General features: G+C 64.7%; 14 protein-coding genes. All 14 read left to right on the forward strand.

Going from position 1 to position 12,832, the window contains the following annotated elements:
* Position 1: 1 nt before the first annotated feature.
* The 14 genes from fecC to gspD all read left to right on the forward strand — a co-directional run bounded on the left by fecC (position 2) and on the right by gspD (position 12,748).
* A complete protein-coding gene (gene fecC / locus ATI14_RS18105) occupies positions 2–991 on the forward strand; it encodes an iron-dicitrate ABC transporter permease FecC (protein WP_016971001.1) in 990 nt (329 codons plus the stop codon).
* Positions 988–1,956 (forward strand): iron chelate uptake ABC transporter family permease subunit, encoded by a 969-nt coding sequence (locus ATI14_RS18110; protein WP_016971002.1) that lies wholly within the window; start codon positions 988–990, stop codon positions 1,954–1,956. The genes fecC and ATI14_RS18110 overlap by 4 nt, the downstream gene beginning before the upstream one ends.
* A gap of 4 nt (positions 1,957–1,960) precedes the next feature.
* Entirely contained in the window at positions 1,961–2,752 is a 792-nt protein-coding gene (gene fecE / locus ATI14_RS18115) for a Fe(3+) dicitrate ABC transporter ATP-binding protein FecE (RefSeq protein ID WP_016971003.1), read from the forward strand.
* Between the two features lie 458 nt (positions 2,753–3,210).
* The gene (gspE, locus tag ATI14_RS18120) at positions 3,211–4,908 is read left to right on the forward strand and encodes a type II secretion system ATPase GspE (protein WP_016971004.1); all 1,698 of its coding nucleotides are present in this window, start codon (positions 3,211–3,213) and stop codon (positions 4,906–4,908) included.
* On the forward strand, positions 4,905–6,101 hold the full coding sequence (gene gspF / locus ATI14_RS18125) for a type II secretion system inner membrane protein GspF (RefSeq protein WP_016971005.1): 1,197 nt from the start codon (positions 4,905–4,907) through the stop codon (positions 6,099–6,101). Before gspE ends, gspF begins: the two co-directional genes overlap by 4 nt.
* Before the next feature lie 13 nt (positions 6,102–6,114).
* Complete coding sequence (gene gspG / locus ATI14_RS18130) at positions 6,115–6,525, forward strand: type II secretion system major pseudopilin GspG (RefSeq protein WP_016971006.1); 411 nt, start codon at positions 6,115–6,117, stop codon at positions 6,523–6,525.
* Between the two features lie 6 nt (positions 6,526–6,531).
* Positions 6,532–6,957 (forward strand): prepilin-type N-terminal cleavage/methylation domain-containing protein, encoded by a 426-nt coding sequence (locus ATI14_RS18135; RefSeq protein WP_016971007.1) that lies wholly within the window; start codon positions 6,532–6,534, stop codon positions 6,955–6,957.
* The gene (locus ATI14_RS18140) at positions 6,954–7,286 is read left to right on the forward strand and encodes a type II secretion system protein (protein ID WP_016971008.1); all 333 of its coding nucleotides are present in this window, start codon (positions 6,954–6,956) and stop codon (positions 7,284–7,286) included. The genes ATI14_RS18135 and ATI14_RS18140 overlap by 4 nt, the downstream gene beginning before the upstream one ends.
* Positions 7,283–7,852: a prepilin-type N-terminal cleavage/methylation domain-containing protein gene (locus tag ATI14_RS18145; protein WP_016971009.1), complete on the forward strand. Its 570-nt coding sequence runs from the start codon at positions 7,283–7,285 to the stop codon at positions 7,850–7,852. The genes ATI14_RS18140 and ATI14_RS18145 overlap by 4 nt, the downstream gene beginning before the upstream one ends.
* The gene (locus ATI14_RS18150) at positions 7,849–8,550 is read left to right on the forward strand and encodes a type II secretion system protein GspK (RefSeq protein ID WP_016971010.1); all 702 of its coding nucleotides are present in this window, start codon (positions 7,849–7,851) and stop codon (positions 8,548–8,550) included. The genes ATI14_RS18145 and ATI14_RS18150 overlap by 4 nt, the downstream gene beginning before the upstream one ends.
* Positions 8,547–9,539 (forward strand): PilN domain-containing protein, encoded by a 993-nt coding sequence (locus tag ATI14_RS18155; protein ID WP_016971011.1) that lies wholly within the window; start codon positions 8,547–8,549, stop codon positions 9,537–9,539. The genes ATI14_RS18150 and ATI14_RS18155 overlap by 4 nt, the downstream gene beginning before the upstream one ends.
* Entirely contained in the window at positions 9,514–10,113 is a 600-nt protein-coding gene (gene gspM / locus ATI14_RS18160) for a type II secretion system protein GspM (protein ID WP_016971012.1), read from the forward strand. The genes ATI14_RS18155 and gspM overlap by 26 nt, the downstream gene beginning before the upstream one ends.
* Positions 10,110–10,628, forward strand: a complete 519-nt coding sequence (locus tag ATI14_RS18165) for a general secretion pathway protein GspN (protein WP_016971013.1) — start codon at positions 10,110–10,112, stop codon at positions 10,626–10,628. The genes gspM and ATI14_RS18165 overlap by 4 nt, the downstream gene beginning before the upstream one ends.
* Before the next feature lie 5 nt (positions 10,629–10,633).
* Entirely contained in the window at positions 10,634–12,748 is a 2,115-nt protein-coding gene (gspD, locus tag ATI14_RS18170) for a type II secretion system secretin GspD (RefSeq protein WP_016971014.1), read from the forward strand.
* Positions 12,749–12,832: the final 84 nt, after the last annotated feature.

Raw genomic sequence — 12,832 nt, forward strand, 5'->3', positions numbered from 1 at the left:
CGTGCAACGCAGTGTTGCCGCGCTGGCCATCGTGCTGTTGGGGGCCGGGTTGTTCTGGCTCTCGCTGTACAGCTTTTCACCGTTCACCCTGACCACGGCGGACGCATGGAATGGCTTGGTCCATCAGGGCCGTGTGGGCGGCAATATGGCTTATGTCGTCGCCCAATTGCGGGTGCCGCGCGCCGTTTGCGCTGCATTGGTGGGTGCGTGCCTGGGCCTGGCCGGTGCGTTGATGCAGGGCATTACGCGCAACCGGCTGGCGTCGCCTTCGTTGTTCGGTGTCACGGCGGGGGCGGCGCTGGGGTTGGCGCTGTTTTCGACCGGTTTGGTGGCGCCTCCCTTTGCCGGTGGTGCGTTGTTGATGACCTGCATGGGGGGAGCGCTGGCCTGGGTCACAGTGTTCAGCCTGGGCGGTGCCTGGTCGCCGACCACGGCCCAAGGCCGCTTGGTATTGGCCGGTGTCGCCGTTGCTGCGTTGTGTGCGGCCTTGACCCGACTCACGGTCATTCTGGTCGAGGCCCAGGCGCAAAGCGTGTTGAACTGGTTGGCGGGCTCATTGGCCAACGTCGGCGCCGCACAGGTGCAACTGCTGTGGCCTTGCACCTTGATTGGCGGGTTGTGGGCCCTGTGGTGCGCGCCGCGCCTGAACCTGATCAACCTGGGCGAAGACGCCGCGCGCTCCCTGGGCGTCGGCATCGCCAGCCTGCGCTTGCAGGTGTTTATCGCCAGCCTTTTGCTGGTGGGCGCCAGCGTCTGCGCGGTAGGGCCCATCGGGTTTGTCGGGCTGATCGCACCGAATATCGTTCGCCAGTTCCTCGGCAACGACTACCGCTGGCTGATCCCGTTGAGCGCGGCGCTGGGCGCGGTGATCGTGCTGGGCGCGGATTTGCTCAGCCGCGCCGTGGCCTTTCCGGTGGAAACCCCGGCCGGTGTCGTGACTGCGCTGATCGGCGCACCGTTCTTCCTGTTTCTCGCCAGGCGCACCCTATGACTCGGCCACGCTTGCGCCTCTTTCTGCTGCTGGCCTTGTTGACGCTGGCGACGTTCGTCAGCCTCAGCGCGGGCACTGTGTGGCTCAAACCTGCCACTGTGCTGGAACGCCTGTTGGCCCACGACGCCCTCGACTTTGAGGTGTGGAACCACCGGCTGCCGCGCAGCCTGATCGCGATCCTTGCAGGGGCAGCGTTCGGCCTGGCCGGCGCGATTGTGCAGGGCGTGATCCGCAACCCGCTGGCCTCACCGGAAATCCTCGGCGTGACCCAGGGCGCAGGTCTCGCGCTGACCGTGGCGATCATCGGTTGGCCGCACCTGCCCATCACCTGGCTGCCGCTGGTGGCCTGCCTGGGCGGTGCCGGCGGGGCCTTGCTGCTGGCGCTGTACAACACCGGCGTGAGTTTTTCCGGGGTGCGTTTTGCGCTGTCCGGGGTCGCCATTGCGGTGACCTTGTCCAGCGTCACCGAATTTCTGATCCTGTCCCACCCGCTGGACATCAACACCGCATTGCTCGCGCTCACCGGCAGTTTGTGGAGCCGTAATTGGCACCATGTGGCGCTGGTGTTGCCGTTTCTGCTGCTGATTCCGCTTGGCCTGTGCCTGGCCAAGCCGCTGAACCTGATCGCCCTCGGCGACGAAGCGGCCCACAGCCTGGGCACGGCGCTGAACCGCACGCGTTGGCTGGCTATGGCCTGTGCGGTGTTGCTCACCAGCCTGGGCGTGGGCGTGATCGGGCCGATCGGTTTTATCGGCCTGGTGGCGCCCCATATGGCGCGTCGACTGGTGGGCGGGCATCACCCATTCCTGCTGCCCGCGGCGATGCTGATCGGCGCCTTGTTGTTGGTGCTGGCCGACACCTTCGGGCGCACGCTGATCGCGCCCAGCGAAATCCCGGCGGGCGTTCTGACGGCGGTGATCGGTGCACCGTATTTTCTTTGGTTGCTGGCACGGTTCAAAGGCTGATGACATGAGCATTCTCCAGGCACATCAACTCGATATCGGCTACGGCGCCACACGCATCGTGCAAGGCCTGTCGTTTACGCCGCCGGCGGGCAAGGTCACCGCATTGATCGGCCCGAACGGCTGCGGCAAGTCCACCTTGCTCAAGGCCTTCGCGCGCATTCTCGTGCCGACTCGGGGCCAGCTCACGCTGGATGGCCAGGCCTATACAGACTTGTCCGCGCGCCAGATGGCGCAGCAGATCGCCTTTTTGCCCCAGGTATTGCCGGTGCCGGAAGGCGTCAGTGTGCGCCAGTTGGTGGCTTATGGCCGCAGCCCACACACGTCGTTGTGGGGGCGTTTGAGCGGTAGCGACAGGCGCCAAGTGACCCAGGCGATGCAGCGCCTGGAGCTGGACAGCCTGGCCGACCGCGCCCTGGCAGACTTGTCCGGCGGCCAGCGCCAACGCGCCTGGCTGGCCATGGTGCTGGCGCAGAATGCGCCGGTGGTGCTGCTGGATGAGCCGACGACCTACCTCGACATCAGCCATCAGGTCGAACTGCTCGACCTGATGGGCGAGTTGGCGGTCGAAGGCAAAACCGTAATCACCGTGCTTCACGACATTAACCAGGCCTGTCGCTACGCCGACCACCTGGCGGTCATGCATGGCGGCAAGCTGGTGGCTGACGGGGCGCCTTCATCTGTCATCAGTGCCGAATTGATGCGCCAGGTATTCGAGGTGCAGGTGCAGATCATCAATGAGCCGGTTTCCGGCACGCCGATGTGCCTCGTCGAGAAAAGCACCCGCACTCACGCCTGACGCGTTTACACATGTGGGAGCAGGCAAACCAGCTCCCACAATCAAGAGTTCGGTTGGCTTGCAAAGCGTTCTTTCCCATCTCGCTGAACATGTGAGTAATGGCCCCTGCACAAGTGCTTGAAAGTTCAGACGCGCAGCCGCTGAAGATGAAGTTGCATGAAGGCCTCTTTTATAGGGCTGTCCGGGCAAGCGTTAGATCGGTGGAGTAACTAACGAAGTGGCTAATTGCAATTAGCTAGGTCCGGCTCCCAGTCCTAAAGAGCCGTGGGGCAGGGGTTGTACCGGAAAACCGGGACAGCCTTAATCCACTCATTTCAGTTTGTTTACTCATCTCAGGAACTAGATTTACAACTTTCAGTCGATTACCCCGGCTAACTCTCTCTTCGGGCGTGGCGAACTAATGGCACTTAGCGGTAGTTCCAAATAGCCATACTTTCTCGCAACCAGACCTTAACTTTATGTCGTCAGCCCTTATCGATACCTGCCATCTGCAGATACCGCACACTGATCAAGTGTGCGCGTGGCTGATGCACCACGCGGGGCTGAAACCTGTAGATCTGGAGCGTGCTCGACGTTTGTCCACACAGGCCGGTGATCTGCTTGGGTTGCTCACGCGCCTGGGGCTGGTTTCTGAAACCGAACTGGCGCGCGCCTGGGCGGATTTGCTCAGCGCCCCCTTGTTGCTGGCCGAGGCTGCGCCATCCTTGCTTGACCCTTTGCCCGCCCTGACCGAGCGCTTCATGCGCCACTACCAGGTTGTGCCCATCGGTTGGTCTCAAGAAGGGTTGCATGTGCTGGCGGCCAACCCCGCGCAGTTGTACCCGTTCCAGGCATTGGCCTACGCATGCGGGGTGCGGGTGTGGTTGGCCATCGGCCCGCGCACTGAGGTGGATACCCTGATCGAGCGCTATTACGGTCAGGGCCGCACCGCCATGGGTACGCTGATTGAAAACCTCGATGAGCAGGGCGGCACGCTCGAAGATATCGAGCACCTCAAGGACCTGGCGTCCGAAGCGCCGGTGATCCGCCTGGTCAACCTGATTCTGCAGCGCGCCGTCGAGCAGCGCGCGTCGGATATCCACATCGAGCCCTTCGAAAACCAGCTCAAGGTGCGCTACCGCATTGACGGCGTGCTGCACGACGCCGAAGCGCCGCCGGCCAGTTCGTCGGCGGCGGTGATTTCGCGGGTGAAAATCATGGCGCGGCTGGACATTGCCGAGCGCCGGCTGCCGCAGGACGGGCGCATCATGCTGCGTATTCAGGGCAAGGAGCTGGACTTGCGCGTGTCCAGTGTGCCCACCAGTTTTGGTGAGTCGGTGGTGATGCGCCTGCTGGACCGGCAAACCGTCAGGTTCGAATTCCAAAGCCTGGGCTTTGATGGTGAACGGCTCAACGCCTTCCTCGATCTGCTTGAGCGGCCCCACGGCATTTTGCTGGTCACCGGCCCTACCGGTTCCGGCAAAACCACCACGCTCTATACCGCGCTGTCGCGGCTCAATACCGCCGAGCGTAAGATCATCACCGTGGAAGACCCGGTGGAATACCAGCTCGAAGGCATCAATCAGATTCAGGTCAAGCCCGCCATCGGCCTGGACTTTGCCGGCGCGCTGCGTTCCATCGTGCGTCAGGACCCGGACGTGATCATGATCGGCGAGATCCGTGACCTGGAAACCTGCCGCATCGCCATCCAGTCTTCCCTCACCGGGCACCTTGTGCTCTCGACCCTGCACACCAACAGCGCCGCCGCGAGCATCACGCGCCTGCTGGACATGGGCGTGGAGAGCTACCTGATTGCCTCCACCGTCAGCGGCATTCTCGCGCAGCGACTGGTGCGCCGCCTGGACCCGGCCACACGCGTGGCATTTGAAGCGCCGGCGGAACTGATCGCCGAGCATGGGCTGGATCGCCTGACCGCGCAGCGCCCGATTCTGCTCTATCAGGGCGCCTATCACGGCCGCAGCGCGCTCACCGAACTGCTGGTGATGAACGACGAGTTGCGCGACTTGTTGATGCGCCACGCGGACGCCGCCACGCTTGAGCACGCCGCGCGCCGCGCCGGTTTGCGCACCCTGTACGAAGAGGGGTTGCGTCAGGCGCTGGCGGGCATCACCTCATTGGAAGAAGTGTTGCGCGTGACCCGCGGGGAGGGCACGTGAGCCTGTTCACGTTCCGCGCACTGGATGGCCAGGGCACCGCCCACCACGGCACGCTGGAGGCGGTCGATCAAGCTGCCGCCGTGGCCATGCTGCACCAGCGCGGCTTGCTGCTGTTGCAGATCGACGCGGCAGGCAGCCCCTTTTTGCCGCGCACGCGCGGGCAGTTGAAGGGGGCGGCATTGGTAGGGTTCACCCAACAACTGGCGACATTGCTGGGGGCCGGTCAGCCACTCGAGCGCTCGCTTGGATTGCTGCTCAGGCAACCCGGCCCGCCTTCGGTGCGCGCGCTGATCGAGCGCGTGCGCGACCACGTCAAGGCCGGCAAGCCATTGTCCGCCGCGCTGACCCAAGAGGGCGAGACCTTCTCCCCGTTGTACCTGAGCATGGTGCGCGCCGGGGAAGCGGGCGGCGCGCTGGAAAGCGCCTTGCGCCAGCTCGGCGACTACCTGGAACGCAGCCAGTTATTGCGCGGCGAGGTGGTCAATGCGCTGATCTACCCGGCATTTCTGGTGGTGGGCGTGCTCGGCTCCCTGGCGTTGTTGCTGGCGTATGTGGTGCCGCAATTCGTGCCGATTTTCCAGGACCTGGGCGTGCCGATTCCGCTGATCACCGAGGTGATTCTTGCGTCGGGCCAGTTCCTCGGCCGTTACGGGTTGATGGTGCTGGCGGCTCTGATTGCGATCACAGGGTTTGCTGTTGCCCGTCTGCGCGATCCACGACGGCGCGAGCAATACGACCGTCGCCTGCTCGGCATCCGCGTCGTCGGTCCGTTGTTGCAACGCGTCGAAGCGGCGCGGCTCACGCGCACCCTCGGCACCCTGCTCAACAACGGCGTGGCCTTGCTGGCGGCACTTGTGATCGCGCGGCAGGTTTGCAGCAACCGTGCGTTGCAGGCGCAGGTGGAAAGGGCGGCGGAGACGGTGAAAGGCGGCGGCACCCTGGCCGGCGCATTCGGCGTGCAGCCGTTGTTGCCCGAACTGGCCCTGCAAATGATTGAAGTCGGCGAACAGGCCGGTGCACTGGACAGCCTGTTGCTCAAGGTCGCCGACGTGCTCGACGTCGAAGCCAAACGCGGCATCGACCGGCTGCTCGCTGCGCTGGTGCCCACCCTCACCGTGATCATGGCCGTGCTGGTGGCGGTGATCATGCTCGCGATCATGCTGCCGCTGATGAGCCTGACCAGCACTATTTGAAGGAGCCAGACCGATGAAAAGTTCGCGCCGCCAAGGCGGTTTCACCCTACTGGAAATGCTTGCGGTGATCGTGCTGTTAGGCATTGTCGCAACGATTGTGGTGCGCCAGGTCGGCGGCAATGTGGACAAGGGCAAATACGGCGCCGGCAAGGCTCAACTCGCCGGGCTGAGCATGAAGATCGACAGCTACGCACTTGATGTCGGCTCACCGCCCAATAACTTGCAACAACTGCTCGACAAGCCTGGCAACGCGTCCGGCTGGTCCGGGCCCTATGCCAAACCCTCCGACCTCAAGGATCCGTTCGGCCATGCCTTCGGTTACCGGTTCCCGGGCCAGCACGGTGCCTTCGACCTGATTTTTTATGGCCAGGACGGCCAGCCAGGTGGCGAAGGCTACAGCGCCGATCTGGGCAATTGGGAGTAGCCCGCCATGAACCAGCGTGGCTTTACTCTGATGGAAATGCTCGTGGTCATCCTGCTGATCAGCCTCGCTGCGGGCTTGCTGGGGCTGGGGGTGCGCCAGGGGTTGCAGGCGGCGAAAGAGCGCCGGGTGGTCGGCGAAATGGTCGACGCACTGCGTGCCACGCGCGCTGGCGCCGTCATCGGCGGCAAGGCGGCGCGCACCGAGTTTGATCTGCAAAGGCGAACCTTTCAGGCGCCGGGGCGTGCGCTCAAACGATGGCCGCCAGAGCTTCAGGTCACCGTCGAGAGTGCCGGGGTTCTGGGGGCGGCCGTAGAGTTTTACCCGGACGGCAGCTCCACCGGTGGCAACCTGCTGGTGGCCAACGGCAGTCGACGTTGGCGTATCGACATCGGCTGGCTGACCGGCAGCGTGCAATCCCGAGCGCTGCCATGAAACACCAGCGCGGGTTCACCCTGCTCGAAATGCTCGCCGCCCTGACGCTGATGGCGGTGGGCAGCACGGTGCTGTTGGTCGCATTTGGCCAGAGCGCACGCTCGCTGGCGCAGGTCGCCCGCAGCGATCGCCTGACCCATGCGGCGTTGACGGTGCTGGATCAGGAAGCGTCCGGCCCGCTGACCGAAGGCGTCAGCCAGGGCGAGCTGGAAGGGGTTCACTGGCAACTGACCCGAACCCGTCAGCCGCCGCACCTGTTTCGTCTCGACCTGCGGGTGAGCGAGGGCTCGCATCAGGCCCGCTTCAGCACCTTGAAGGCACGCCTGTGAGGCGCCGTCAGCAGGGGTTTACCTTGCTGGAAATCCTCGTGGTATTGAGCCTGCTCAGCGTGTTGCTAGTGCTGGTCGGCGGAGCCTTGCTGGGCGCCAATCGCGCGGTGGCCAAGGCCCAGCGCTACACGGCGGGTTTGGATGAGGTGCGCGCGGCCCAACAGTTTTTGCGCCGGTCAATCAGCGAGGCGTTGCCGCTGAATATCGACGCCGACGAAGGGTTTTTCAGCGGTGCGCCCGAACGCCTGACGTTCGTGACCACCTCTCCCGGTGTGCTCGGCGGCGGTATTCAGCGGGTGACTGTGCAGCGCGTCGGGCAGGATTTGCAGGCAGCGTTCTCCGAGCTGGAGCCCCAAGTGCTGTTGAGCGACATCGACAGCGTTCAATTCAGCTATCGCGGCCTCACGCCCCTGGGCCAGGCCACCGGCTGGCTGGGTGAATGGCCATGGCCCAAGCGGTTGCCTGACGCAGTGCGCATCGCGGCAACCGGCAAAGGGCCGCTGCCGTGGGTGACCCAGGTGGTTGCCCTGCGCCTGAGCGTGCCCCGTGGAGCGACCGCAGAATGAGGCGTCAGCGCGGTGCGGCGCTGTTGCTGGTGCTGTGGGTATTGGCCTTGCTCAGCGTGTTGCTGGGCGGTCTGGCCGGTTGGGTGCAGTTGCAAAGTCGCCAGGCGTTGTGGCTGCGTCAGCAGGCCCAAACGGTACTGGCCGCCGAGGCGGGTATTGCGCTGGTCATGGCCGCGCAGCCCCAGGTGGCCGATGGCCGCGAGACCCTCTTGACCTTCGGCGACGCCCGATTGCACGTCAGCCTGCGCAGCGAGCGCGGCAAGTTGTATCTGGTCAACGCCGAGGCGGATGACGTCATGCGCCTGGCCCTGGCGTGCGGCGCGACCCAGGCCCAGGCGACGCAAATCGCCAAGGCCCTCGACGCGCGCCGCCATCAAGGCCAGGCGCCGTTTCGGGTGCTGGAAGAACTCCATCAATTGCCGGGCATGACCCCGGCGCTGTACCGCCAATTGCTGCCGGAAATCACCTTGTGGAGCGACCTCGATCGCCCCGATCCGGCCTTCGCCAGCCCGTTGATGCGCGAGGCACTGAACCTGCCGCACGCGGACGCCGAAGGTGCGGACCCTGGCGAGATGCTGGAAATCGACAGCCGCGCCGAACGCCCCGGCGGCTATGTGGCGCGGCGGCAAGTGACTGTTTTATCGAGCCCTATGGAGGACGGCGCGCAACCCTACCGGGTGCTGCGTTGGCACGAATGAATCGACTGGAACCCATCGCCCGGCACTGGCGCGGCAGCCTGTTGCAACAGGGCTGGCGCCTGTGGCTTGCGGAACTGCGCGCGTGTGTGCCGGGCTGGCTGGCACGCCCGGAACCGCCGGAGCAGGTCCACCATTGGCCACTCAACGCGCCCGTTTTGCCCGGCCCTTCGCGCCAGGTGCTGATGCTGGCGCCGGATGCGGTGCTCCTGCAAAACGTGCAACTGCCGCTGGCCGCCGCGCGGGACCTGAACACGGTGGTCGGCTATGAGCTGGACCGCTTCACGCCCTTCGAAGCCGGGCAGCTGTACTTTGTCGCGCATCTGCGGCAGCGCACGGCCACTCACCTTGACGTGACGCTGGTGGCGATCCTGCGCGAACACCTGGACCGAATCCTCGCCGATTGCGCCGCCCTGGGCCTGCACCCTCATCGGGTGGATGCGGGTGGCCTGGGCATCGACTTGCTCCCGGCACCGCTGCGCCCTCGCAAGCCGCCGCGTGGCCTGGGCCTGCAACGCAGCCTGCCCTGGCTGTGCGGCGCGTTGCTGATTGCGGCGATGCTGCTGTGGCTCAACGACCGCCAGCGTGTGGTCGATGCCATGCGCGCCAGCGTGGAACAACAAAAAGCCGAGGTTGCCCAGGTGCATGCCCTGCGCCAGCAACTGCTCAATACCCGGGGGGCGGCGCAATACCTCACACGGCGCAAACTCGCCCAGCCACCGCTGGCGGCGCTGCTGAATGACCTCACCACCTGCCTGCCCGCCGATACCTGGCTCGACCAACTGGACGTCAAGGACGGCGAAATCACGATCTCCGGGCAGAGTGCCAAAGCCAGCGGCCTGATCACACGGATCAAAGGCTGCCGACGCCTGGAAAACGCCCAGTTCGAAGGGGTGATTCAACCCGATGTCCGCACCGGCAAAGACCAGTTTGCGCTGCGTGCCCACTTGCGCCAGGAGGCTGCCGATGCGCCGACCCCTCACACCCCGTGAACGCCGTGGTGCGGCCTTGTTGCTGTTGGCGCTGGTCGTGGGGATCGCCTATTGGTTGTTGGTCGACAGCTGGTTTGCCGGGCCCTTGCGTGCCATGGGCGAACATGCTGAACAATTGCGCGAGCAGCAGCAACGCTATGCCGGTGTATTGCGCCAGCGCGAGGCCTTGCGCCAGCAGCTTGAGCAGGCACGGCAGGACCCGGCCAGCAGCACCAGCCTGTTGCCCGGCGATGACCCCGACGTGGTTGCCGCCGACCTGATGCAACGCCTGGCCGATTTGGTCAGTAGCCATGCCAGCCTCGGCGGCGGTTGCAGCCTGACTCAGCGCAAACCCATCACGCCGGAGCAGGACGGCGGCGAGCCCTACCGCCAGGTGCAGGTCAGTCTCACGCTCAACTGCGCCATCGAGCCGTTGGAAGCGTTGCTGCATGAGCTGGAGTATCAGCCGCCGTTTCTGTTTGTCGATGAGTTGCGCATCCGCCGCAGCCGCGAGGCCCCCGCCATTGGCGGTGCGGGCAAACTGGTGGTGCACTTGCTGGTGCGCGGTTACCTGCAACCCGAGGTGGCGCGATGATCGGTGTATTGCGCCCGCTGGAATGGGGCTTGCTCGGTCTGGCCGCGTTGCTCGGCGTGCTGATGGCGGTGATCCTCAGCAGCATCGGTGATGAACCGCACTGGCTGCCTGAACCGGGCACCCGCGCCCATCCTTCTCCCCGCGTGCAGGTGGCGCCCAATGTGCCGCTGGAAGACTTCTCCGCCACCTGGCAGACGCCACTGTTCAGCCCGGACCGCAGCCCGGACCGCGAGGCGGGCCCGACCCGGGTCTCGAACCTGGCCAACTTCACCCTCAGCGGCATCATGATCACCGGCAACCTGCAAATGGCCTGGCTCAAGCAGGCCAATGGCCCGGCCCTGACCGTGCGCCTGGGCCAGCGTTTGCCCAACGGCTGGCGCCTGGAACACCTCACCCCGCAATACGCCCGATTCGCGCTGGATGGCCGCACCCAAACCCTGAGCCTCTACGCCAAGCGTTTGCCGCCGCCGTCCACCCGCCCACCCGTGACTTTGCCCCGCGAGCCTCTCCCTTGATCGACATGCGCACCTCCCTGTTTTGCCTGGCCACCGCCGTCTCCCTGGGTGGCTGCGGCGCCTTTCCCGACCGCCTCGACGCGGACGATGACCTGCTTCACGAAGCCCTGCAAGGCACCGGCTCGCAACGCCCGCCAACCCAGACGCCTGCGCCCGAAAGCCCCAGGCCTGAAACCTCCTCAGTACCGCAACGCCAGGTGATCCGTGGCAACCAGCAGTTCGTGCGCCCGCCGGCCGCAACGATGGCCGCGAAGGAGGAGGGCGGCGACATCGTGTTCAACTTTGCCGACCAGCCCATTGAGGCGGTGATCAACAGCGTCTTGGGCGACCTGTTGCACGAAAACTACAGCATTGCCCAGGGCGTGAAGGGCAATGTGAGCTTTTCCACCTCCAAACCAGTCGACAAAAAGCAGGCGCTGTCGATCCTCGAAACCCTGTTGTCCTGGACCGACAACGCGATGATCCGCCAGGGCCAGCGCTATGTGATCCTGCCCGCCGATCAGGCGGTAGCCGGCAAACTGGTGCCGCAGATGAACGTTGCCGCGCCGTCCAGCGGGCTTTCGGCCCGGCTGTTTCCGCTGCGGTACATCTCCGCCACCGAGATGCAGAAACTGCTCAAACCCTTCGCCCGGGAAAATGCGTTTTTGCTGGTGGACCCGGCGCGCAACGTTCTGAGCCTGGCCGGCACGCCGGAGGAACTGGCCAATTATCAGGACACCATCGACACCTTCGACGTGGACTGGCTCAAAGGCATGTCGGTGGGGGTGTTCGGTCTGCAACGTGCGTCAGTGGCCGAGCTGATGCCCGAGTTGCAGGCCATGTTCGGCGCCGACAGCGGCAGCCCGTTGGCGGGCATGCTGCGGTTTTTGCCGATTGAGCGAACGAACTCGGTGGTGGCGATTTCTTCGCAGCCGCAGTACCTCAGTGAGGTGGGCAACTGGATTCACACCATCGATGAAGGCGGCGGCAACGAGCCGCAGATGTACGTTTACGACGTGCGCAACATGAAGGCTGCCGATCTTGCCAGGTACCTGCGGCAGATCTACGGTACGGGCGCGATCAAGGATGACCCGCCGGCGAAGGTGGCGCCGGGGTTGCGCACGGCGACCCTGTCTTCGCCCAACAACAGCGTGCAGAACCCTGCGCCCGTTCCGGAAGACGCTGAACCGGACGATACCGAGGTGGCACCCGCCACCCGCCTTGAAGCCGGCACCCGTATTACCGCGCAGAAAAGCAGCAACCAACTGCTGGTGCGTACCCGCCCGGTGCAGTGGAAAGAAATCGAGGCGGCGATCAAGCGCCTCGACAACCCGCCACTGCAAGTGCAGATCGAGACGCGCATTCTGGAAGTCAAACTCAGTGGTGAACTGGACCTCGGCGTGCAGTGGTATCTGGGGCGTCTGGCCGGCAATGCTTCCAGCACCACCGTGGCCAACGCCTCAGGCAGCCAGGGCGCGCTGGGCGGTGGCGGGGCGGGGTTGGGGGCGACGGATTCGCTGTTCTATTCGTTTGTCAGTGCCAACCTGCAAGTGGCCTTGCACGCGCTGGAGAAGAACGGGCGCACCCAAGTGCTGTCGGCGCCGTCTTTGGTGGTGATGAATAACCAGCCGGCGCAGATTCAGGTGGGCGACAACATTCCGATCAGCCAGACCACGGTCAATACCGGCGCCTCGGACACCACGCTGAGCAGTGTCGAATACGTGCAGACCGGGGTGATTCTGGATGTGGTGCCGCGCATCAATCCGGGGGGGCTGGTGTATATGGATATTCAGCAGCAGGTCAGTGATGCCGAGCGCCAGACGGGCGACAGCGATACGCCGGTGAACCCGCGCATCTCGACGCGCTCGGTGTCGACGCAAGTGGCGGTGCAGAGTGGGCAAACGGTGTTGCTTGGCGGGTTGATCAAGCAAGACAACGCCGAGGGGGTCAGCGCTGTGCCCTATTTGGGCAAGATTCCGGGGTTGCGGTGGTTGTTCGGGAGTACCAGCAAGTCCAAGGAACGTACGGAATTGATTGTGTTGATCACCCCGCGGGTGGTGACCAGCAGCGGGCAGGCGCGGCAGGTGACGGATGATTATCGGGAGCAGATGCAGCTTTTGAGGCCCCGGGAGGGAAGATAGGTGGTGCGTATGTCCGTCTTTGCGCCACAAGCCACACCTTCAGATTCCCCCCAGCCCGCCGTTAACCTCTCAAGTCGCCCCGAA

It is taken from the genome of Pseudomonas tolaasii NCPPB 2192 (assembly GCF_002813445.1).
GTDB lineage: Bacteria > Pseudomonadota > Gammaproteobacteria > Pseudomonadales > Pseudomonadaceae > Aquipseudomonas > Aquipseudomonas tolaasii.